This window comes from Actinotalea sp. C106 (assembly GCF_023630195.1).
In the GTDB taxonomy this organism is placed as follows: domain Bacteria; phylum Actinomycetota; class Actinomycetes; order Actinomycetales; family Cellulomonadaceae; genus Actinotalea.
Window position 1 is genome coordinate 1 of the sequence record NZ_JALPKN010000021.1, and the last position, 21,553, is coordinate 21,553.

The 21,553-nt window shown below is 70.3% G+C and carries 22 protein-coding genes and 1 pseudogene; 7 read left to right on the forward strand and 16 right to left on the reverse strand.

All coding sequences use genetic code 11. The features are described from left to right. Positions 1-117: 117 nt before the first annotated feature. From fliG to L0B03_RS02795, 10 genes are all read right to left on the reverse strand, one after another. Positions 118-1,158, reverse strand: coding sequence for a flagellar motor switch protein FliG (gene fliG, locus L0B03_RS02750; protein WP_250443798.1), 1,041 nt, complete (start codon positions 1,156-1,158; stop codon positions 118-120). Beyond that, a complete protein-coding gene (gene fliF / locus L0B03_RS02755; RefSeq protein WP_250443800.1) occupies positions 1,155-2,732 on the reverse strand; it encodes a flagellar basal-body MS-ring/collar protein FliF in 1,578 nt (525 codons plus the stop codon). The genes fliG and fliF overlap by 4 nt, the downstream gene beginning before the upstream one ends. After that, entirely contained in the window at positions 2,732-3,043 is a 312-nt protein-coding gene (locus L0B03_RS02760) for a flagellar hook-basal body complex protein FliE (RefSeq protein WP_250443803.1), read from the reverse strand. Before L0B03_RS02760 ends, fliF begins: the two co-directional genes overlap by 1 nt. Next, positions 3,043-3,441: a flagellar basal body rod protein FlgC gene (gene flgC / locus L0B03_RS02765; RefSeq protein ID WP_250443806.1), complete on the reverse strand. Its 399-nt coding sequence runs from the start codon at positions 3,439-3,441 to the stop codon at positions 3,043-3,045. Before flgC ends, L0B03_RS02760 begins: the two co-directional genes overlap by 1 nt. Next, positions 3,441-3,791, reverse strand: a complete 351-nt coding sequence (flgB, locus tag L0B03_RS02770) for a flagellar basal body rod protein FlgB (protein WP_250443808.1) — start codon at positions 3,789-3,791, stop codon at positions 3,441-3,443. Before flgB ends, flgC begins: the two co-directional genes overlap by 1 nt. Before the next feature lie 296 nt (positions 3,792-4,087). Then, positions 4,088-4,450, reverse strand: coding sequence for a hypothetical protein (locus L0B03_RS02775; protein WP_250443811.1), 363 nt, complete (start codon positions 4,448-4,450; stop codon positions 4,088-4,090). Next, on the reverse strand, positions 4,450-4,896 hold the full coding sequence (fliS, locus tag L0B03_RS02780) for a flagellar export chaperone FliS (protein WP_250443814.1): 447 nt from the start codon (positions 4,894-4,896) through the stop codon (positions 4,450-4,452). The genes L0B03_RS02775 and fliS overlap by 1 nt, the downstream gene beginning before the upstream one ends. Positions 4,897-4,908: 12 nt before the next feature. After that, positions 4,909-6,276 carry a flagellar filament capping protein FliD gene (gene fliD, locus L0B03_RS02785; RefSeq protein WP_250443817.1) on the reverse strand — a complete coding sequence of 456 codons (1,368 nt, stop codon included), beginning with the start codon at positions 6,274-6,276 and terminating at the stop codon, positions 4,909-4,911. 133 nt (positions 6,277-6,409) lie between these two features. Further along, positions 6,410-7,231, reverse strand: coding sequence for a flagellin (locus L0B03_RS02790; RefSeq protein ID WP_250443819.1), 822 nt, complete (start codon positions 7,229-7,231; stop codon positions 6,410-6,412). A gap of 421 nt (positions 7,232-7,652) precedes the next feature. Further along, positions 7,653-8,522, reverse strand: coding sequence for a sigma-70 family RNA polymerase sigma factor (locus L0B03_RS02795; RefSeq protein ID WP_250443822.1), 870 nt, complete (start codon positions 8,520-8,522; stop codon positions 7,653-7,655). 302 nt (positions 8,523-8,824) lie between these two features. Between L0B03_RS02795 and flgN the strand changes: the two genes are divergently transcribed. The 6 genes from flgN (at position 8,825) to L0B03_RS02825 (ending at position 14,276) form a co-directional block, all read left to right on the forward strand. Then, the gene (gene flgN / locus L0B03_RS02800) at positions 8,825-9,307 is read left to right on the forward strand and encodes a flagellar export chaperone FlgN (RefSeq protein ID WP_250443825.1); all 483 of its coding nucleotides are present in this window, start codon (positions 8,825-8,827) and stop codon (positions 9,305-9,307) included. Positions 9,308-9,314: 7 nt separating this feature from the next. Next, positions 9,315-10,730 (forward strand): flagellar hook-associated protein FlgK, encoded by a 1,416-nt coding sequence (gene flgK, locus L0B03_RS02805; protein ID WP_250443827.1) that lies wholly within the window; start codon positions 9,315-9,317, stop codon positions 10,728-10,730. A 2-nt stretch (positions 10,731-10,732) separates the two neighbouring features. After that, positions 10,733-11,635, forward strand: a complete 903-nt coding sequence (gene flgL, locus L0B03_RS02810) for a flagellar hook-associated protein FlgL (RefSeq protein WP_250443830.1) — start codon at positions 10,733-10,735, stop codon at positions 11,633-11,635. Next, positions 11,632-12,075, forward strand: coding sequence for a flagellar assembly protein FliW (locus L0B03_RS02815; protein ID WP_250443832.1), 444 nt, complete (start codon positions 11,632-11,634; stop codon positions 12,073-12,075). The genes flgL and L0B03_RS02815 overlap by 4 nt, the downstream gene beginning before the upstream one ends. Positions 12,076-12,182: 107 nt before the next feature. Continuing rightward, positions 12,183-13,520 carry an EAL and HDOD domain-containing protein gene (locus L0B03_RS19505; RefSeq protein WP_250443834.1) on the forward strand — a complete coding sequence of 446 codons (1,338 nt, stop codon included), beginning with the start codon at positions 12,183-12,185 and terminating at the stop codon, positions 13,518-13,520. 252 nt (positions 13,521-13,772) lie between these two features. Next, the gene (locus L0B03_RS02825) at positions 13,773-14,276 is read left to right on the forward strand and encodes a methylglyoxal synthase (protein WP_250443837.1); all 504 of its coding nucleotides are present in this window, start codon (positions 13,773-13,775) and stop codon (positions 14,274-14,276) included. An 83-nt stretch (positions 14,277-14,359) separates the two neighbouring features. Here L0B03_RS02825 and L0B03_RS02830 read toward each other — a convergent pair whose 3' ends face one another. Then, positions 14,360-14,719 (reverse strand): VOC family protein, encoded by a 360-nt coding sequence (locus L0B03_RS02830; RefSeq protein WP_250443840.1) that lies wholly within the window; start codon positions 14,717-14,719, stop codon positions 14,360-14,362. A gap of 32 nt (positions 14,720-14,751) precedes the next feature. After that, entirely contained in the window at positions 14,752-15,441 is a 690-nt protein-coding gene (locus L0B03_RS02835) for a DsbA family protein (RefSeq protein WP_250443843.1), read from the reverse strand. A gap of 81 nt (positions 15,442-15,522) precedes the next feature. On the opposite strand from L0B03_RS02835, the gene L0B03_RS02840 reads away from it, so the two are divergent. Beyond that, positions 15,523-16,635: a winged helix DNA-binding domain-containing protein gene (locus tag L0B03_RS02840; RefSeq protein WP_250443846.1), complete on the forward strand. Its 1,113-nt coding sequence runs from the start codon at positions 15,523-15,525 to the stop codon at positions 16,633-16,635. Between the two features lie 343 nt (positions 16,636-16,978). On the opposite strand, the gene L0B03_RS02845 is transcribed toward L0B03_RS02840, so the two are convergent. From L0B03_RS02845 to L0B03_RS02860, 4 genes and pseudogenes are all read right to left on the reverse strand, one after another. Next, positions 16,979-17,281, reverse strand: coding sequence for a hypothetical protein (locus tag L0B03_RS02845; protein ID WP_250443849.1), 303 nt, complete (start codon positions 17,279-17,281; stop codon positions 16,979-16,981). Positions 17,282-17,538: 257 nt separating this feature from the next. Beyond that, complete coding sequence (locus L0B03_RS02850) at positions 17,539-17,748, reverse strand: hypothetical protein (RefSeq protein ID WP_250443850.1); 210 nt, start codon at positions 17,746-17,748, stop codon at positions 17,539-17,541. Positions 17,749-17,999: 251 nt separating this feature from the next. Beyond that, the gene (locus L0B03_RS02855) at positions 18,000-20,483 is read right to left on the reverse strand and encodes an RHS repeat-associated core domain-containing protein (RefSeq protein WP_250443853.1); all 2,484 of its coding nucleotides are present in this window, start codon (positions 20,481-20,483) and stop codon (positions 18,000-18,002) included. A gap of 16 nt (positions 20,484-20,499) precedes the next feature. Continuing rightward, positions 20,500-21,483: pseudogene (locus tag L0B03_RS02860) on the reverse strand (IS3 family transposase); the annotation flags it as partial. Positions 21,484-21,553 lie beyond the last annotated feature (70 nt).

Genomic DNA, 21,553 nt, shown 5'->3' on the forward strand with positions numbered 1-21,553 from the left:
GCACCGGCGGTCCAGCCCGCGGCGTACCCCGCGGCGCGGGACCGCTCGTCGCGGTCCTCGCTCGCGCGGCTCGACGGCCCGGGCAGGGCGGCGGGCCGGAACAGGCTGACGGTGGCCTCAGGCAACGTACTCGTCCTCGCCCTCGCGGCTGATGACGATCTGGCCGCTCTCCTCGAGGCCACGGATGGCCTGGACGACGACGGAGCGCGCGTCCTCGACCATCGACAGGCGCACCGGGCCGAGCAGCTCGATCTCCTCCTCGAGGTTCTCGCGGGCGCGCTCGGAGAGGTTGCGCAGGATCTTCTCGCGCACCATCTCGTCGGCGCCCTTGAGGGCCGTGGCGAGCACGGCCATCTCGACGCCGCGCAGCACGAGCTGGATGGCGCGCTCCTCGAGGAGCGTGATGTCCCCGAAGACGAACATCCGGCTGCGGACCTCGTCGGCGAGGGCCTCGTCGCGGGCCGCGAGGCCCTCGAGGATGAGCTTCTCGGTCGACGGGTCGGCCCGGTTGATGATCTCGACGAGGGGCTGCACGCCGCCGACCGCCGAGAGCTCGGTCGGGCTGAGCACGGCCGTGGCCTTGCGCTGCAGGTTCTCGGCGACGACCTGGACGACGTCGGGCGAGGCCCGCTCCATGAGGGCGATGCGGTGCGCGACCTCCCCCTGGGTGGCGGGCGGCAGGCCGGTCATGATCGCCGAGGCGTGCTCGGCGCGCAGGTGAGCCAGCACGAGCGCGATGGTCTGCGGGTGCTCACCGCTCAGCAGCGAGACGACCTGCCGGGCGTCGGCGTACTGCATGAACTCGAAGGGCTGGCCCTGGAGGGAGGTCTGCAGACGCTCGAGCATCGCCGCGGCGCGCTCGCGCCCCACGGAGGACTCGAGGACCTGCTGGGCGTAGGCGAGGCCGCCGCGGCCGCTGAACCGCTGGCCGCCGAGGGTCAGGAGGTGGAACTCCTCGACCACGGTGTCGGCCACGGCGCTGTCGATCCGCTCGAGCCGGGCGATCTCGGTGGTGAGCTCCTCGATCTCGGCGTCGTCGAACTGCGCCATGACCCTCGAGGCCTGCTCGCGGCCCAGCTGGATGAGCACCAGGGCTGCCTTCTGGACCCCGGTCAGCATCGCCGTGGGGGCGGTGGGGGCGGTCGTCGTGACGGTCATCGCCGGCCTCCCACGAGCCAGCCGCGCAGGGCGTCGGCGACCTCGGCCGGCTGCTCAGCAGCCAGGGCCATGAGGTCGTCGCGCTTGGCGTCCATCTCGTTGACCTCGGGCTCGACCTCGGGGGCCGGCAGAGCGAGGGTCTCGTCGGGGAGCTCGATGATCTCGGGGACGTCGTCCTCGACGATCTCGAGGCCGCCCAGGTCGATCGCCTCGCGCCGGGCCCGGCGGCTGCGGCGTGCCGCGGTCACCAGGGCCAGGATCACGGCGAGGAGGATGACCCCGGCGATCACTCCGTTGCGGATGAGCGCGGCGTCCTGCTCGGCCTCGGCGGCGGCCGCGGCCGCTGCGAGGGCCTCCTGGGCCGCGACGGCCCCGGCCTCGTCGAAGTTCATCCGGGTGACCGCCACGACGTCGCCACGCTCGGCGTCGACACCGGCGGCGGCGGTGACCATCTGCTCGATGTCGCCGAGGTTGAGCCCGCCGCCGGCCTGCTCGGAGATGACGACCGAGACGGACTGCCGACGCACGGCCCCGGGGGCGGTGGTGAGCTGCTCGGTGACCCGGTTGAGGGTGTTGTTCACCGTCTCGGACTCCTTGGTGTACTCGCCCGCCCCGTTCTCACCGTTGGGGACGGCGATGTTGTCGGGGCCCAGCACGCCTGCGGCGGCGCCACCGGTGCCGATGTACTCCTCGCTCGTCGTCGCGGAGGAGAGCGGCGGAAGGTCCTCGGGGGCGTCGTAGGTCTCGGTGGTGCGTGCGGTCTGGTCGAAGTCGAGGTCCGCGGTCACGGTGACCACGGCGTTGCCGGCCCCGACCAGCGGGTCGAGCATCGCCTGGATGCCGGCGGCGACGCGCTGCTCGTAGTCGCCCGTCTGACCGTCCTGGAGGCCGGTGCCACCCGTGCCGACGGCCGAGAGGACGCTGCCGTCGGCGTCGACCACGGCCACATCGGTCGGGGACATGCCCTCGATGCCGGCCGAGACGAGGTGGACGATCGACTGGACCTTGTCGTTGCTGAGGCTGGTGCCGCGCTGGGTCTGCACGAAGACCGACGCCGTGGGGTCGGCCTGCTCGGAGACGAAGACGCTCTCGGTCGGCAGGGCCAGGCGGACCGTGGCGGCCTCGACACCCTCGATCGCACCGATGGTCTTGGCGAGCTCGCCCTCGACCGCGCGCTGGTAGGTGACCTCCTGCTGGAACTCCGAGGAGGTCATGCCCATGTCGTCGAGCAGCGAGTAGCCCGCACCGTCCGAGGCGGCCGGCAGACCGGCCGAGGCCACCGCGAGGCGCATCGGGTAGAGCTGCCCGGCGGGAACCATGATCGTGGAGCCGCCGTCGGTGAGCTCGTAGGGCACACCCTCGGCCTCGAGGTGGTCGACGATGGCGCTCGCGTCCTCGGAGGCCAGGCCGGAGAAGAGCGGGCTCATCGTGGGCTTGGTGGCCCAGGTGGACAGGGCCACCAGGCCCAGGACCAGGACGGCCACGCCGATGATGGCGAGGGTGCGCTGGGCGAGGGTGAACTCGCGGATGCGCTCGGAGAGGCGGCCCAGCAGGCCGCTGATCTGGGCGGGCATCAGGCCTGCATCCTCATGATCTCGGTGAAGGCGTCGACCGCCTTGTTGCGGATGGCGGCGGTGAGCTCGAGGGCCACGGCGGACTGGCTCGAGGCGATCGTGTAGTCGTGCACGTCGTCGAGGTCACCGGTCACGGCCTTGACCGCGAGGGCGTCCGAGGTCGCCTGCATGCCCTGCAGGTTGTCGATCGCACCGCCGATGTCCAGGCTGAAGGCGCCGGCTCCGGCGGTGGGCGCTGCGGGGGCCTGGACGCCGAGGGCGCCCTGGGCGCCGATCGCGTCCATGACGCCGCCGACGGGGAGGATGCTCATCAGTTGCGTCCGATCTGCAGTGCGGCCTGGTAGGTCTCCTTGGCGCGGTCCACCACGGCGGCGTTCGCCTGGTAGCCGCGCTGGGCCATGATCAGCTGGGTCATCTGGCTGGCCATGTCGATGTCGGGGTACTTGACGTAGCCCTCGGCGTCAGCGAGCGGGTTGGCGGGCTCGTAGACGATCCGGCCCTCGGCCGAGCCCAGGGCCACGCCCTGGACCTGCACGCCGCCGGTGTCCCCGCCCATGGCCTGCGCCACGACGTAGCGGGCCTGGAAGGCGTCCTCCCCCGTGGGGCGGACGGTGTTCATGTTGGCGAGGTTGTCGCTGACCGCGTCGAGCCACTTGCGGTACACGGTCAGGCCCGTGCCGGCGACGCCGATCGCACCGAAGGTCGTCATCAGGCGCTCCTCATCGCGCTACGCATCTTGGAGAAGGTGCCGCTGACCGCCTGCGTGGCGAGCTGGTAGCGGAGGTTGGTGTCGACGTTGAGGAGGGTCTCGGTGTCGAGGTTCACGTTGTTGCCGTCGAGGCGGGTGGGCTCGAGGGAGCGGTCGACCTGGGCGGTCACGGCGCCGGTGCGGCGCGAGCCGCTGCTCACGGCGTCGGCGAGGGACTGCTCGAAGGAGACTCGACCGGCGAGGAAGCCGGGAGTCTGGATGTTCGCGATGTTGTCCGCGATGACGCGCTGGCGCATCGCGAGGCCGTCGAGGGCGCTGTTCATCGCCACGAACGTCACGGAGTCGAACACCTGTGGATACACCCCACCCGTTGAGAATTCCTGCGAGCGGCCTATCCATGGCCTACGTGGTGAGCGATCCGTGCTCGGGGTGCTCATCGGCCCTGGTGGGGGGCGCATGAGGAGTTCGGTCGCGGCTTCACCCGCGTTCCCCCGTCCGGCCCAACGCCCCTCTGACCTGATCTCGTGTCAGAGCGTGGGGGCACCAGAGGTATCCCAGGCTCTGACGCGAGGTCGGGGCCGGATGCAGCAGAACCCCGCGTGCCTCGGGGCACGCGGGGTTCTGTCGTCGGACCGGGGGTCTGTGGTCAGGCGGGGGTGTCGAGGTAGACGGGGGTCGACGGCGGCGCGCTGCGCAGGGCCTGGGCGGCTCGGCTGTGGCGGCGGCTCAGGTCGGCGGCCTCGGCGAGCCGGCGGCCCACCTCGATCTGCCGGTCGAGCACGGCCTTGGCGCGCTCGACGAGGGTGAGGGGCAGCGGGCCCATCTCCACCGGCGGGGACCACGGGTCATGCGCCGGGAGGTCGGCCAGGTGGTCCAGGGAGAGCATCGCCTCGGCGGCGTCGACGTCGAGCTCGAGGGCCCCGAGGGCCTCTTCCCAGGCGGTGCCCCAGTCGGTGGTGGCCTGGTCGGCGGAGCCCGAGAGCTCGGCACCACGGGCCGCGGCGGTCATCAGCCCACGCCCAGGTCACCGAGGGAGCGGCCAGTCACGGTGGTGCCGACGGGCTCGAGGGGCGTCGCGGTCACGGCGATCTCCTGGGCGGCCTGGTGCCAGGCCTCCCGCAGTGGCTCGACCATCTCTCGGCAGGCCGCGGTGCGGTCGGCGTCTCCGGCGATGTTGGCGCCGATGAGCTCGGTCAGCAGGTAGGTGTAGACGCTCATGAGCTGCTTGGCGCCGTCCCACGCCCCCACGTCGAGGGTGGCGGCCAGCTCGGAGACGATGTCCTGCGCGTGGGTGAGGTGCGGTCCGGCCGCGACCTTGTTCCCCTCGCGCTGGGCCGCCTCGGCCCGCTGCAGGTCCAGGACGAGGCGGTCGTAGAGCATGGTGAGCAGCTTGGCCGGGCTCGCGGTGGCGACGGTGTCGTCGACGTAGCGCGTCCGGAGAGCGGCGTAGTTCATGACGACCTCAGCTCAGCGGTTCGAGTAGGAGGGCAGGGAGGCCAGCTGGCTCGCGAGCCAGCTGGACTGGGACTGCAGCCCTGAGAGCCGGACCTCGAGGGCCGCGTAGGTGCGCTCGAGCCCTGACCGACGGTTGTCCAGGCGACGGTCCCAGCTCTCGATCTGGTTGCCCATGTCCCGGACCTGACCCTGCTGACCCTCGATCTTCTTGGTCAGCGTGCCGTCGTACTTGTCCGAGATGCCCGTGGCCGCCGTGGCGACCCGGTCGGCGAGCTGGGTGATCATCGACTGCACCTTGGCGGGGTCGGCGGCGAGGGCCGCGGCGAACTTCTCCTCGTCGAAGGTGACGGTCCCGTCTCGCCCGAGGATGATGCCGACCTCGGCGGGTGACGTGCCGCCGACCGGCATCGACATCGCCGTGGTGAGCTGGTTCTGGATGCCGCGGATGGCGCTGTCGCCGGTGAAGATCCCGCCCTTGACCGTGGCCTTCCCGTCCGAGCCTGTCGTGGTGGAGATCGCGGTCTTCGACGAGATCTCGGAGAGGACGACACCGAGGCTGCCGACGATCCCGGAGGCCAGCTTGGTGAGAGCGGCGTCGTCGCGGGCGACGGTCACGGTGACGGGGTCGTCGGTCGGTCCGGTGACCTTCGACACGGTGACGTCGACACCGCTCATCAGGCCGGTGAAGGTGTTGGAGTCCGAGGTGACGGCGACCGCGGCGTCCGTCCCGGGGAAGAGCATGATCGAGGCGTCGGAGGCCGCGCGGATCTGCGTGACGCCGGGCTGAGCCGCGGAGTCCTCCGAGGTGATCGTGAAGGAGTTGGCCGCGCCGGTCTGCGCGCCGGTGAGCTGGAGCCGGTACTCGGGGGCTGCTGAGGTGCCGACGTTGATGACCGAGGCGTTGACCCCGGAGCCCGAGCTGTTGACGGCCTTGGCGATGTCAGCGATCGAGGTGCTGTCCGCCGTGATCGTCGTGGTCTCAGCGGTCTCACCGGTGCCACGGGTGATGGTGAACGAGGGCGTCGCCGAGGTGTACGTGGCCGGCATCGTCAGCAGGGAGGACTGCGTGGCGGCCACGCTGGTGACCGTGAAGCTGACGTTCCCTGCCTGCGCATTCGCGCCGACCTTGGCGGTGGCTGCGTCGCTGCTGCTCGTCCCGCTGTACGCCTGCCAGGACGCCGGCTTGGCGGCCTTCTGCGCGGCCTCGGCGAGAGAGGCCACCCGGGTGTTGAGGGCCTGGAGGCCTGACACGAACGTCTGGGCCGTGGACTGCTTGGTCTTGAGCAGGGTCTGAGGCATGGCCTCGACCTGCATGAGCTGGTTGATCAGGGAGGTCGTGTCGAGGCCGCTGGCGAGGCCGTCGATGCCGAACATGGCCATCAACGCGCTCCTTCCTGATCGGGGTCTGTATGGCTCCGGCCGGTGGCGGGTGACGGTCCAGGTCACCCGCCACCGGCCGGAATCGTGCTGGTACTACCTACTGCTGGTCGTACGGGTACTGCTACCGCTCAGATCAGCGCAGGAGCGAGAGGACGCCCTGGGGGATCTGGTTGGCCTGCGCGAGCATGGCCGTGCCGGCCTGCGACAGGATCTGCGCGCGGGTGAAGCTGACCATCTCCGAAGCCATGTCCGTGTCGCGGATCCGGCTCTCCGACGCGGACAGGTTCTCCACCGCGACGTTGATGTTCTTGATGGTGTGCTCGAAGCGGTTCTGGACCGAACCGAGCTCGGCACGAGCGGTCGAGACCTCGCCGATGGCGGTGTCGATCGCGGCGATCGACAGGGCGGCGTTCGCCGACGAGTCGAACGTGAGGGCGCCGATGGTGCCACCCAGAGCCGAGATGTCCGCGAGGTCGACCGCGATCTGGTTGGTGCCGGCGTCAGAGCCCGCGCCCACCTGGAACGTCATGGTGCCGCCCTTGAGCAGGTCGGCGCCGTTGAAGTTGGTCGAGTCGGCGATGCGGGTCAGCTCGAGGGAGAGGCTGTCCGACTCGGCCTTGATGTTGGTGCGGGCCGCGTCGTTGTTCGAGTCGTTACCGGCCTGCACAGCAAGGTCGCGCTGGCGCTGCAGGATGGCGTGGACCTCGGTCATGGCGCCCTCAGCGGTCTGGACCACCGAGATGCCGTCCTGGGCGTTGCGGGCGGCGACCTTGAGGCCACCGACCTGCGAGCGCAGGCCCTCGGAGATGGCGAGACCAGCAGCGTCGTCCGCCGCGCGGTTGATCCGGAAGCCGGAGGAGAGCTTCTCCAGCGACTTGCTCAGGTCGTTCTGCGTGTTGGACAGGTTGCGGTACGAGTTGACGGCCGCGATGTTCTGGTTGATCGAGAGACCCATGATGAACTCCTCCGTGAGATGTGGCGTGCTTGCCGCCCTTCCATGGGCGAGCACCCTGAAGATCGGCCCCCCGGCCGATGTGATGAGGTTTTCGCCGAACTTTTTCTGCGAGTTCCTGGTTCGGGGTCGCGGATCAGGGCCCCGACCCCTCGTCGAGGCCTCTGACCTGCGGCGATGCTCCTGAGGCCGGTAGGCGCCCGACACGTGCGCCGGTCGCCAGGAGGGTGCCGCGGCGCCAGCACCTGGATGAGGGAGGCGCTCCTCAGCCATGCCGCCGCCGCCTCGGGGCCCCTCGACGAGGCGGGCGCGCGGCTCCGTCTCGCGCGCGCCCGCGAAGTAAGGCCTGCGACGAACGACGAACGCCGGCCCTCCCGAAGGAGGACCGGCGTTCGTCGGTGAGTCGAGACAGGAGGGTCTGAGGTCAGCCGACCGCGGAGAGGGGTGCGACCTGCTCGTGCTGCCCGGACTGCTGGCTGGGGACGGCGACGACCGCGCCGACCTGGGCGCTCTGCGCTGCCCGCGCCGCGACCTGGGCGAAGTAGGCACGACGGCGGCGCTCGGCGACACCCTCGGGCCGAGCGGCGACCGGGACGAGCGACGGCTCGAGGCTCGCGTTCATGCCGTCCTTGAGGAGCGCGAGGGCCTCGGTGCGCAGCTGGCTGATCCGCGACTGCGTGACCCCCAGCTCCTCGGCGAGCTCGACGACCGGACGGTCCTGGAAGAAGAGCTGCTCGACGACGTGACGCAGCCGCTCGGGCAGGCTGTCGACCCCGGCGCGCAGGTACTGGAGCTTCTCGTTCGCGACGAGGCGCTCCTCGGGGCTGAGGTCGTCGTCGACGACGGTCTCGGCGCCGGCGGCCTCGAGGCCGTCGATGCTCAGGACGCGCACGTCGGCGTCGCTGCGGGCCGTGTCGACCTCGCTGACCGCGACGCCCATGGCCTCGGCGAGCTCCTCACGCGAGGGCACGCGGCCCATGGTGGCGGTGAGCTGGTCGGAGACCTCGTTGACCTGGCGGACCCGGCGGCGGGCGCCGCGGGAGATCCAGTCCATGCCGCGCAGCTCGTCTACGAGGGCCCCGCGGATGCGGAGCGCGGCGTAGCGGGCGAACGGGACGCCGGTGGACTCGTCGTAGGCGCGGCTGGCCTGGACCAGGGCGAGGTGGCCGGCCGACACGAGGTCGGTGCGGGACACGTAGGACGGCACGCGGCTCAGCATGGAGTTCACGTGGTAGCCGACGAGGGCGAGGTGCTCGACGACGAGCTCGTTGGCTGCGGTGGTTGTCTCGTTCACAGACCGGGTTTCGTCGCGGGGGGCCCAGCACTTGAGGACCGGGAGCGGGTGAAGGATGGTGGTTACTCCGAACGGGTCACCGTCCCGTGCCGAGCAGATCTCCGTGGTGTCCGGTTCGTCCCGGCTGGCACCGGCACAGAACAGGCAAGTCCGACTTGCGCCGTGATCCAGGTCACATCCTCGGAACCAAGACGTTCCCGTACCGAACTGGTTCAGCAGAATCCGTCACAATCACCAGGGCCGGGTCGATGTGCTCTCTGACCGGCGCACGACCGAGGGCCGGCACACGAAGGAGTCGTCGTATGGGCCTGAACGAGCTGTCCGGGGTGCTGTGGCGAGAGCGCCAGCTCCTGGAGCTGCTGCTCTTCAAGCTCGAGGAGGAGCAGCTGATCCTCACGAGCGGACGCACGCAGTGGCTCGGCCACGCCACCCGCGAGGTCGAGAGCGTCCTGGACCAGATCCGTGAGGCCGAGCTCGGCCGCGCGGTCGAGGCCGACGACGCCGCCCGCCAGCTGGGCGCCCCCGAGGGCAGCAGCCTGACGGTCCTCGCCGACGCCGCCCGCCCCCCGTGGGACGACCTGCTCAAGGAGCACCACGAGGCCTTCGTCGCCCTGACCGACCAGATCAATGCGCTGGCCGAGGGCAACCGCGAGCTTCTCGCGACGTCCCACCGCGCCGCCCAGGAGACCCTGATGACTCTGCAGGAGAACGTCCAGACCTACGACCCGCGCGGCAGCACCACCGGTTCGACCGGTGGCAGCATGCTGCTCGACCAGGCTCTGTGATCCCCCGATGAGCTTCTCCGGCCTGTCCATGGCCCTCTCCTCGATGATCGCGCAGCGACAGGCCCTCGAGGTCACCGGGCAGAACATCGCCAACGCCAACACCAAGGGCTACACCCGTCAGCGGGCCGACATGCTGTCGGTCGAGGCGCTGTCCGCACCGTCGATGCACTCGGCTGGCCTGACTGCCGGCAACGGCGTCAAGATCAGCAGCATCACGCGGATCGGGGACATCTTCCTCGACGCCCGCGTCCGCTCGGAGACCTCGGGCGCGTCGTTCCAGGCCGCCCAGGCCAAGGCTCTCGGCCGGCTCGAGTCCACCCTGACCGAGCCCTCCGACACGAGCGTCGCGGCCCAGCTCGCCAAGTTCTGGGCCGGGTGGCAGGACGTCGCCAACAGCCCCGACGACCCGGCCGCCCGCAACGTGCTCATCGGCCAGGCCAACGCGCTCGTCGGTCAGATCAGCACCGGCTACCGCGCCACCGAGACCCAGTGGTCGCAGATGCGCACCGAGGCCTCGACCCTGGTGACCGAGGTCAACACCACCGCCCAGGCGGTCGCGCACCTCAACCAGCAGATCCGCTCGATCACCGTCTCCGGGGGCTCGGCCAACGAGCTCGCCGATCAGCGCGACCAGCTCATCACCAAGCTCTCGGGCCTGGTCGGAGCCGAGGCCCGCCACCGCGAGGACGGCACGGTCGACGTCATGGTCGCCGGGAACGCCCTGGTGCGCGGCATCAGCGCCAAGCCCGTCGCCCTCGAGGGCTCGGTGCTCATGGAGGAGGCCACGGTCAACCCTCCGACGGGCGACCAGGTGCGCCTGGTGTGGGCCGACAGCCCCACCGTCCCCCTCAACCCCCAGGGCGGCACCCTCGCGAGCCACCTCGTGAACCTGGCCCCCGGCGGGCTGCTGGCCTCGGCCGCCAGCTCCTGGAACCAGCTGGCCACCACCCTCGGCACGATGGTCAACGCCCAGCACGCCACCGGGGTGGACCTCGACGGGAACCCCGGCGGCCCGGTCTTCGCCTTCGCCCCCGGGGCGGCCGCGGCTGGCATGTCCGTCGCGATCACCAGCTCCGACCAGATCGCCGCCGGCGGGCCCGGTCAGGGCGCCTTCGACGGCTCCGCCGCCGACGCGATGTCCCAGCTCGCGAACCTCCAGGGCGGTCCGGACGCCTTCTGGCGCGGCTTCGTCGTCGACATCGGCGTCAAGACGCAGGCCGCGGACCAGCGCGCCACGGTCACGGCGGCGGCCCGCGCCACGGCCGAGAACATCCAGCTCTCGACCACGAGCGTCGACCTCGACGAGGAGTCGATCAACATGCTCGCGTACCAGCGGGCCTACGAGGGCGCCGCTCGGGTCCTGACGACGATCGACGAGATGCTCGACGTCCTCATCAACCGCACCGGACGGGTGGGCAGGTAGTCATGATCTCTCGTGTCACGCAGCAGACGGTCCAGAAGTCGACGCTCGCGAACCTGCAGCTCAACCTCAGCAGGATGTCCGACCTCCAGGGTCGGCTCTCGGGCGGCAAGCTCATCACCAAGCCCTCGGACGACCCGGGCGGCACGGCCAGCACCCTGCAGCTGCGCGCCAGCCAGCGCGCTGCCGAGCAGGTCGCACGCAACGTCGACAACGGCATCGGGTGGCTCGGCACGGTCGACTCGGCCCTGCAGACCTCGCTCGACTCGTTGCGCCGCGCCCGGGACCTCACGGTCCAGGGGGCTAACGGCTCGATGAGCGGCCAGGCCCGCGACGCGATCGCCGTCGAGATCGAGGGCATCCGCAACGCGATGCTCTCCGAGGCGAACACCTCGTTCCTCGGACGCAGCGTCTTCGCCGGCACCTCCAACACCGGCGTCGCCTTCACGACCGACTACGCGCACCAGGGGGCCCCCGGCTCCTCGGTCGAGCGCCGCATCTCCTCCGACGCGACCGTGCGCGTCGACGTCGACGGCTCCGCCGTCTACGGCCAGGGCCCGTGGGACCCGGTCACGGCCACGGGGTCGGTCTTCGGCCTCCTCGACCAGATCGCTGCCGACCTTCGAGCCGGGCTTCCCGTCAGCGACCACCTCGCCCATCTCGACACCCGGCGCAACAGCATGCTGGGCGAGCTCGGTGCCGTCGGGTCACGTTACGGTCGCCTCGAGACCGTCCAGCAGGGGGTGCAGAAGACCATCATGGATCTCAAGGGGCAGGTCTCCGCGATCGAGGACATCGACCTGGCCGAGACCATGGTCGAGCTCCAGTCCCAGGAGGTCGCCTACCAGGCGGCCCTCGGGGCCACGGCACGCGTCCTGCAGCCGAGCCTGCTGGACTTCCTCCGATGAGCGCCACGGTCACGGTCGGGACCACGGCCACGGCCGCCCCCGCGCGCCGGTCGGTCATCGCGAGCCTCGACTTCGCCGAGTCCATGCCGGGCATGGCGGGGCTGCACAGCTTCGAGCTCGCACCGCTCGACGACACCGGCTTCCTGTTCGCCCTGCGCAGCACCGAGGACACCGGCACCCGGCTCTTCGTCGTGCCACCCCAGGCCTACTTCCCCGAGTACACCCCCGGGTTGTCCGGGGCCCGCGAGTCCCTCGGCACCACCGAGGACCCGGTGCTCCTCGTCGTCGTGCACCCCGGTCACGACGGCGCCGCCCCGACCGCGAACCTGCTCGCCCCCATCGCCGTGGACCCGTCCACCGGCCGGGCCGTGCAGACCCTGCTCGACGGTGACGAGTGGCCGCTGCGCGCCCCCCTCGGCGCCAGCTCCTCCGCAGCCTGAGCCGCCGGATTCACCCGTTCGCCCCAGCCCTGAGCGGGCGAAACCGTCACAACCCGTCCCCGCGTGCCGATGGGTCGGCCAGCTACCCACCTGCTCGAGGAGCACCCGTGCACACTGCCTCGCCGACCGCCTCGGCCGCCCCGTCCCCCCTCGTCCCCGCGACCACGGGTGCCGCGGCACCGCGGGTGCAGATCCCCGCGGGTGCCGTGTCGACGGTGCACCGTGACCCGGTGGCCGACCTCAGCGGCCGGGTGATCGGCTACACCGTCGCGGTGAGCGTCGACCTGACCCATGTGCCGACCCAGCAGACCGCGCAGCGCCGCACCGGCCCGGTCCCCGTGCCGCCCGCCGTGCTGCACGAGCACTACCTCGCCCTCGACCTGCCGAGCCTCGTGGCCGACCGGTACGTCTTCCTGCCGGCGACGCCGCTGATGCTCGACGGGTTCGTCCCCGGGCCGGTCACCCCCGGACGACTGGTCCTCGAGCTGCCCGCGCGCTACGAGCACAGCGACGAGGCCGTCGAGCGTGCCGCCGCGCTGCGTGCGCTGGGCGTGCACCTGAGCCTGCTGCACTACCGCGGCGAGGCCGAGCAGACGGCCCTGCTGCCGCACCTGAGCTTCGTCGTCGTCGACGCCAACGAGCCCGACCTGCCCCTGGCCCGCCTCGTCCACCAGGCCCACCAGGCCGGGGTGCGTGTGCTCGCGGCCGACGTGCAGACCAGCCGGGTCGAGAACGACTGCCGCGCGGCCGGTGTCGACGGCCTGCGTGGTGGCTACGGCGTCCGCGCCGACGCCCAGGCCGCGGGCGACCCTGAGGGTGACCCGCCCACCGGCCCCCGCGTCCTGCGCGCCGGTGAGCTCCAGTGCCTCGCGCTCATGCACCTGCTCAGCCAGCCCGAGGTGGACTTCGCCGCCGTCTCCCAGGTGGTCGACACCGACCCCGTGCTGACCCTGCGCGTGCTGCACCTGGTCAACTCCGGGGCCTTCGCCCTGGTGAGCCAGATCGACACTGTGCACCAGGCCGTCGTCCTGCTCGGGGTCCGTGAGGTCACGACCCTGGTCTCGGCCCTCATGCTCGACGCGCGTCCCGACGCCATGGACTCGCTGTGGTTCATCCTCGCCCGTGCCCTGGCCTGCGAGACCCTCGCCGAGGACTCCGCCGCGTACACCGTCGGCATGCTCTCGGGCCTGGCGGTGCAGCTCGGGGTGCCGGCGGACGTCATCCTCGAGACCGTCGGCGTCTCCGACGCGGTCGCCGACGCGATCCGCTCCGAGGAGGGCCCGTACGGACCTGTGCTCGCCGCGGTGCGCGCTCACGAGCGTCACGACGAGCCCGGGGTCCTCGCGACCGGCCTGCAGCCGTCCGACATCTCCGCCGCCTACGTCCGCGCGGTCGCCGACGCCCTCGAGACCGCCCAGGCCGTCACCCGCGACGGCGGCGCCTGACCCACCGGCCCCCAGCCAGCCAGTTCCGCGAGGTCGCACTTCTGCACCCAGGACGCACGTGTGGCGGTGCGTCGTCGCTGCAGATGTGCGTCCTCGGCGTCGTAGCGCCCGCTGCGCGCGCACCCTGTCGTCGCGCGGGGTCGATCGGGGTCGATCGGGGTCACCATGTGACCCTGGTCGACCCCAGCCGTCCGCGACTGCCGCGGGCCGGGGATCTGGCGCCCGGGTCCTGGGTCTGGGAACGTCAGGGGCATGAGCTCATCGACGGAGTCCCCCCGGGCTGGCGCCCCCGTCATCCAGCGGCACATCGCGCTGGTCGCGCACGACAACATGAAGGTCGAGCTGCTGCGTTGGGCGGATCACAACCGCAGCACCCTCTCCCACCACGTGCTCTACGCGACGGGGACCACGGGCACCATGCTCGAGTACGAGCTGGGCCTCCCGGTGCACCGGTTCTTGTCAGGCCCGGTGGGCGGGGACCAGCAGATCGGCGCGAAGATAGCCGAGGGTGGCATCGACGTCCTGATCTTCTTCTGGGACCCTCTCGAGGCGCAGCCTCACGACCCCGACGTGCGCGCCCTGCTGCGCATCAGCACCGTGTGGAACGTCCCGACCGCGACCAACGTCGCCACGGCCGACCACGTCATCTCCTCCCCCTTGCTGGGCAGCGACTACGAGCGCCGCCGACCCGACGTCGGCCCGCGGACCTGGGAAGGTGCGTCCCCCACCGAGGGCGACGAGGACGACGCCGAGTAGGCCCGAGCCGCGTCGCGCCCGGACTCACCCCGACGACCTGGTCCCGCCGCTCGGGCATCAGCCCACGGGCCGCGTCCCGCCGCTCAGCTCTCGGACCAGACCCCGAGCTCGTTGCCGGCGGGGTCGCGGAAGTGGAAGCGCCGACCTCCGGGGAAGGCGTACGGCTGCTGGACGACGTCGCCCCCTGCCTGCTCGACAGCACGAACCGTGGCGTCGAGGTCGGTCGAGAACAGCAGGATCAGCGGGCCGACCGTGCCGGACAGGGCCGCGGGGTTCAGGCCTCCCACCTCGCCCTCGCCGTCGGCCGCGCGGATGCCCGCGTAGGCGCCGTCGCCGTAGTCGTTGAACCTCCAGCCGAAGGCCTGCGCGTAGAAGGCCGTCGAGGCGGCCAGGTCCGGGGCGGGCAGTTCGACGTAGTCCAGGGCGTGATGGGTGTGCACCATGCTGGCCACGCTACGCGCGGGCACCGACATGCTCACGCCGGGGCGGAGGCACTCCCGGACACACCAGCGCGGTCCGCGGCCGCCTGCTGCAACCCCTGCTCGAGGACGGCGGGGTCCTGCGCACCCGAAACCCCGTACCGCCCGTCGATCACGAAGAAGGGCACCCCGGTGATGCCGTAGGCGCGGGCCTGCGCGACGTCGGCGTCGACGTCGGCCTCGTACGTCCCGGCGCGCAGGGCCTCGAGGGCCTCGGTGCGGTCGAGCCCGGCCCCAGCGGCGAGGTCGGCGAGCTCCTCGTCGTGGCCGAGGTGGCGGCCCTGCTCGAAGTAGGCGCTGAAGAGCTTCTCGACCAGCTCGCGCTGCACGCCGCGGGCCTTGGCCAGGTGGGTGAGCTGGTGGGCCTTGCGGGTGTTGGTGTGGTGCAGGGCCGCGAAGTCGTAGCGCAGGCCGACGCCCGCGGCGATCTCGGTGACCTGGGTGAGCATCTGCTGCACCTGGTCGGCGGGGACCCCCTTGTGGTGGGCGAGGAAGTCGATCTCGCTGCCCTCGAAGTCCACCGGGGTGTCCGGGGCGAGCTCGAAGGAGTGGAAGGTGAGGTCGACGTCGAGGGCGTCGTCGGTGAGCGCGTAGCGGCGCAGAGCCTCCTCGAGCTTCCGCTTGCCGATGAAGCACCACGGGCACGCGATGTCGGACCACACGTCTACGGTCAGGGCTGAAGGCATGCCGGTGCCAACATGACTGTTCGTGGCGGCATTCCGCGGCGGCCACGCATCGGGGCGCACATCGCGGCAGAGCGTGCGGAGGTGAAGGTGACCCAGGTGGTGTCGAGCCATGAGCTGTCACTGCTGCGTCTGGTCGCGCAGGGGTTGGCGGGCCCAGGCCCGTGGGCCGACGACGGCGAGGGGTCGGCCGGTCCGGTCGAGCGGGCGACGGCGGTGGTCGGGCACCTCACGGCGGTGCAGGCCCAGGACCTGCCCGGTGCGTTGGCCTCGGTCGCGCTGCGCGCAGGCTGCTCCCGGGAGGACGTCGTCGCGGCCCTCGACGCCGGGAGGGTGGTGCGGTCCTGGCCGATGCGCGGCACCCTGCACCTCACCCCCGCGCGGGACCTCGCGTGGATGGCGGCGCTGATGACCCCGCGTTCCCTCGCGGCCGCGGCCAAGCGGCGCGCGGAGCTGGGGCTCACCGACCAGGACCTGGTCCGCGCGCAGGACGCGCTGGTCGCCGCGCTGAGCGGTGGTCGGGCGATGACCAGGGCGCAGGTCCTCACCCTCTGGGAGGAGGCCGGCCAAGGCACCACCGGTGGCCGGGGCTACCACCTGATCGTCCGCCTGGCCGAGGGTGGCGTGATCTGCCAGGGCCCGACCGCCGACGGCGAGCCCCAGTTCGTCCTGCTTGAGGAGTGGGTGCCCGAGCCTCGCCACCTCGACCGCGAGGAGGCCCTCGCCGAGATCGCGCTGCGCTACGTCCGCAGCCACGGGCCCGCGACGATCCAGGACCTGGCCAGGTGGACGAACCTGACCATGGCCGACGCCCGGGCGGGCCTCGCGGCCGTGACCGACCAGCTCACGACCCTCGAGTCCGACGGCCGCATCCACTACCTGGACCCGGCCGTGCCGGACCGCCTGACCGAGCACCGCGCCCAGGCCCGCCGCACCCTGGCCCTTCCGGGCTTCGACGAGATGGTCCTCGGCTACGCCGACCGCACCTGCCTGGTCGCCCCCGAGCACGCCCAACGCTTGGTCCCCGGCAGCAACGGCGTCTTCCGCAACACCGTCGTGCACGACGGCGCCGTGGTCGGACTGTGGAAGTGGACCGGGCGCGGCAAGAAGCGGGAGGTCGAGGTCGAGTGGCTCGCGGAGGTTGGTGTGAGGGTCAGGGGACGCGTGCCGGGGCTGGTGCAGGCGATCGGGCCCTAGGAAGCCTCGCCAACGAGCAGCGTGCGGGCGAGGAAGCACCGCGCGACCTTCGAGATCAGCTTCACCGCAAGGTCGTCGTCAACGCGCACCTTCAGGCCATGGGCGCGCCGCGCTGTCACCTACTCGTGCAGCAGCCCCGAGCCGGTCAACACTGAAGGGCCCTAGCGCCCTTCAGTGTTGGGCGCGGCCCACGCCGCGCATTGAGGACCGAACCGTCGCGCACGTTCTCACCATGGGCGCAGGGCTCGGAAATGAAGCGTGCTCAGCCTGCGGATCTCGACCGCGAAAGGAGCATGGGTCATGCGCACAGGTCAGTGCACGTCTGGCTCGTCACGCGGACCTGTCACTGGAAGACCAACTCCGCACCCGATGGCCAGCGCTCAGAGGGCTCGTCGGTGAACCACGCCTGCTCAAGACCGACCAGCCGTCCATCCCTCACCCAGACGAGCAACTCGCCGACCAGCTGGCCCTCCTGCCGAACGACCGCAGCACGAACGGGCAGGGGGCCGTCGCCGCAACCACATGGCTGGCTACCGGCCGGGACCTCAAGATCGATCATTCGACCGGGCACCTCGCCGATCACTACGGCCTGGCGGGCTTGAGCCTCCAAGACCCGAGCAGCCTCCCCGTCGAGCTCAGCAAGCACCGGCCCAAGTGCGGCGTACGCCGCCGGCGCCACGTCCACGAATGGTTGACCGCTCATGGTGTGAACGCCGTCCCGATCCGGGTGACCCCATCGACAACGGCGCCGCGGACGACGACACTTTGGCCGCCAACCTGCGTCGTGACCGTGAGATGCCAGAGCTCGGTAGGCCAGCTCCGTCCATGCTTCGGACGATCTGCTCCATAGCACCGGCCTCGCTCCCATAGGTCTTGACGAGAGGCCACCGTTCACCCTTCCTATCAATCCCCAGCGGGCCTTTGGCAAAGAAGCCCTCGCGCATCCTTCCTAACAAATGCAGCACTGAAGTCACCCCGAGAATAGGCCTTGCGCACCGATTCAAGCGAAAGATGCTCCCGCAGATAGTCAGCCAGATGGCCGACCACCTCTTCCAGTTTCTCGCGTCGAAGAGAATCAGTAGTGCGAGAGTCAAGATCGAGCAGCTCAACCACCGGCACATCCTTCGCAAACGGAAAGTTTTCAAGGTGAAGTAGCACAGGGCAGTCAGTCGGCAGTCGACGGAGCTCTCCTGCCTGAAGATCAAGACCAACATCTATGCCTAGACGATTACCGTAAGGCAATCTGTCAACGTGAACAACCCACTGGACCTCAGAACTCTCCGTCCGCCACAGGGAGGCTCGCCCCTGGAACCCTTTCGATCTGAGAGTTCCTGCGATCCACGTCCGGGGCAAGGATGTCGTGTTCACGGAGTGTAGACATCCACGTAGGCGGTCCACTTTTCGCCAGTAGCTTGCTCCAGGTATGCCTTGTACTCATTGACCTGACGCCACCCGCGTGACACAGCAGCTGGCGTGGCTGGCTTTAGTTCTCGCACGATGTTCTGCGAGTAGTCCACCGCATCGGGCCGGAGACGACTTCCCGGCAAGGCACGATTGAACACGTAGTTTCCGCCTCCGAGAGTATTGGAATAGTTCAGATGTGCACTACGACCAGCGACCGTTGCCGCCGATTCCCCCCCGGCTCCTGAAGTGAACCTACCAAGCGCGTCGCGAGGAGGGCCAGTCCCGGGCTTCGCGGTTGCAGCGGTTGCCAGTGACGCCCCTCCTCCTCTCCCCACGATTCGGAGGAGCGCCGTGAGCGCCTTTGCCAAGGCCAGCGGAGCGGCCACCATGGAGAGAGCGCTGACGGCACCCTCGAGCTCGCAGCTGAGCTCGCGGCACGGAGGTGCACAGTCCTGCTCACTACAGATCTTCTCGTGTATGAGGGCGTCGTTGTAGAGCGTCCAGGCAGTGAGGACGTTCGGGTCGTTGGCCAGCTCCCGCTGGACCGCCGGGGTCCAATCCCTGATGACTCCGGCGTAGTCACCGGCGTTGTACTTGGTTGCTATGGAGTTGACAGTCGTGCGTTCGGGCTTGCCCACCACGGTGGGTACGCTGCTCGCCTTCGCCGCGGGCGCACCACCAGAAGACGACTTCTTGTTCGAGGCCTTCTGCACACGCGCGGCTCCGGCACCAAACTGTCCGTCGATCATCGCCGCGCCCGGCAGGTACCCGGTGGGATCAGACAGAGTCAGCGGGTTGTTGTTGGCGTAGGAGTACCCGTGCCACTGCTGGGGATCGCTCAGATCAACGACGGGGTCGACCGAGATGAAGCGTCCGACGGCTTCGTCGTAGTACCGCGCCCCCAGCAGGGTCAGTCCTGTGACGTTGTCGCGGACCTTGCCGAGGAACTGCCGGTCACCAGGGACCGACTCAGTCGTCGACTCACCGCGCGCCCCGCCGTAGGGGTCGGTGTATATCCGCGTCACGCTCGTGGCTGTCCACACCGTGTTCGGCACCGCTGCCAGCGGTGTGCCGTGGTGATCGTTGACCAGGGAGGTCACCCCGCCCAGACCGCGGTCGGTGCGTACCGCGACCGTCTGGCCCGCGAAGGAGTAGTACCTGGTCGCCGAGACGCCACCGGTCGGATCGACGTGCAGCTCCTGACCGCCCGGCAGGTAGACCGTCGTCCCACCGCTGTCCGTCCTGGCAAGGCGATCACCACTGGCGTCGTAGACGAACCTCGCGCGACCGTCCTCGAGGGAGTCCTCACCCTCCGTACCCCCGTCAGGGATGCCGACCTGGGCGAGCTCACCCTCCGCGTCCCAACCCAGCAGCTGCACCGGCGCGTCCGGCAGGTCACGACTGACCTGGTTCCCGGCGGCGTCGTAGGCGTACGTCGCCGACTCGCTGCCATCGGGGCCCACGGTCGAGGTCGACGTGAGCGCGTGCGGGCCAGCCGACCCAGCGCCGTACTCGTACGTCGTGGTGGTCGCCCCCGCGGTGCCATTCGTTGCGTGCTCGACCTGACGCGTGCGGTTGCCCAGCGGGTCGTACTCGTACTGAGTCCAGTACGGCGCAGCACCACCCACGTGCTCTGGACGGACCTGACCCTGCGCCATCCCGCAGTTCGCCGCGTCCGTAGCCGTCCACGCTGAGGTCAGCCGCCGTAGACCGTCGTAGCCGAAGCACTGGTTGTCCTCGAACTGCGGCCCTGACAGGACGGCGTTGGTGGGCTTGTCCTTCACGCTCGTGACATTGCCGGCCGCGTCATACCCGTAGGAGACCGCCAGGTCGGTGCCCACCACCTGCTCGCGCTTGAGCGCGACATGGGTGAGGCGGTTGGTCACGTCGTCGTACTGGTAGGAGACGACGGCGCCGTAGCTGTTCCCGACGTCCATGAGCAACGGCTGGCCGTAGGCGGTGTACCGCGACTCCGCGACATACGTGCCCCAGCCGAACCCACTACCCATCCACCGCGGCATCGACGCAGAGTCGAAGTAGGTCGTGACCTTCTCCTGACCCAGAACCGTCGCCCCACCCGCAGACCCCGCCTCGGTCACCTTCGGCAGCGTCACCGCAGCAACCTGACCGTCCGCGGTGTACTCGTACTTGGTCGTGAAGGAGCGGGCCTCGAGCGATGCCAGATCACCGACGGCAGGCAGGGTCACTGTGCTGCTCAGAGGCTTGTAGCTGTCGTCGTACCTGTCCACCGAGGTGCGGTACTCAGCGCCGTCGACGTATCGGGTCGCCGACGCCGGCAGGCCGAGGAGGCTGCGTCCCGCGGCGTCCTTCGCCGTGTCGTAGGCCCATGTCGCACGCGTCGTCGAGCCCTCGCTGAGAGACGTCGTGCGTCCGAGACCGTCGTAAGCGTAGGTGAGCGTCTTCCCGGCACCGTGAACCGTCACGGGTCTGGTGCCGTTCTCATACTGGCTGCGTCTCCGGGTGGAGGGCAGTGGTTGCAGCGTAGTGAGCGGCCTCGGCTTCGGCGGGGGTGAGCATGCCGAGGGTGGAGTGCAGGCGTCGGTGGTTGAACCAGTCGACCCAAGCCATCGTGGTGAACTCGACGTCGCTGATGCTCTTCAGCGGGCCGTGGTGGAAGGGCCCGGGGCGGATGGCCTCGGTCTTGAACAGCCCGATGATGGTCTCCATGAGGCTGTTGTCGTAGGCATCGCCCACGGTCCCGATCGACGCAGCGATCCCCTCCAGGACCAGGTGCTCGGTGTAGCGCAGCGCCGTGTATTGCGACCCTGCATCCGAATGTGCAATGAGGTCGCCGCGGATGATGGGGTGGCCTTGCTGGCCGCGGGACCAGGCGGCCATCCGTAGCGGGATCAGGACCAGCTCGGCCGGCCTGGACGTCATCGCGTGCCAGCCCACGATGCGCTGGGCGAAGACGTCCACGACGAAGGCGACGTAGACGAATCCGGCCCAGGTCCGAACGTAGGTGAAGTCGCTGATCCAGACCCGGTTGGGGGCCTGGGCGGTGAAGTCTCGGTTGAGCAGGTCACCGGCCCGCACCCCGTCCTTGCCCGGGATCGTGGTGCGGTGCGCCCGGCCCCGGCGAACCCCGTTCATCTGCTGGTCGCGCATCAACCGATCCACGGTGCAGTGCGCGACCACCAGGCCGCGCCGGCGCAGCAGGGCAGTCATCTTGCGTCGCCCGTAGAGCGACTCGGGGGTCGGGTGCCCCTTGGCGTCAACACGCAGCGACCGCATCGTGTCCACCACCACCGCATCGCTGACCGTTCGCGCGGCCAGCACCCTGGTCGGGCTCGTCCAGGCCCGGTAAGTCCTCGCGGCGACCTGCACGCCCTGCTCGCGCAGGACCGCGCAGATCGTCTCGACCGCGAAGCCTTCGCCTCTCATGGTGTCGATGAACCCCATGATCAACGGTTGCGGGAGTCGAGCTCTCCGATGCTCCTATGTCAACCCTGGGGGTCAGGCCGCCTGCTGGAGCACGGCGGCGGGCTTGGGC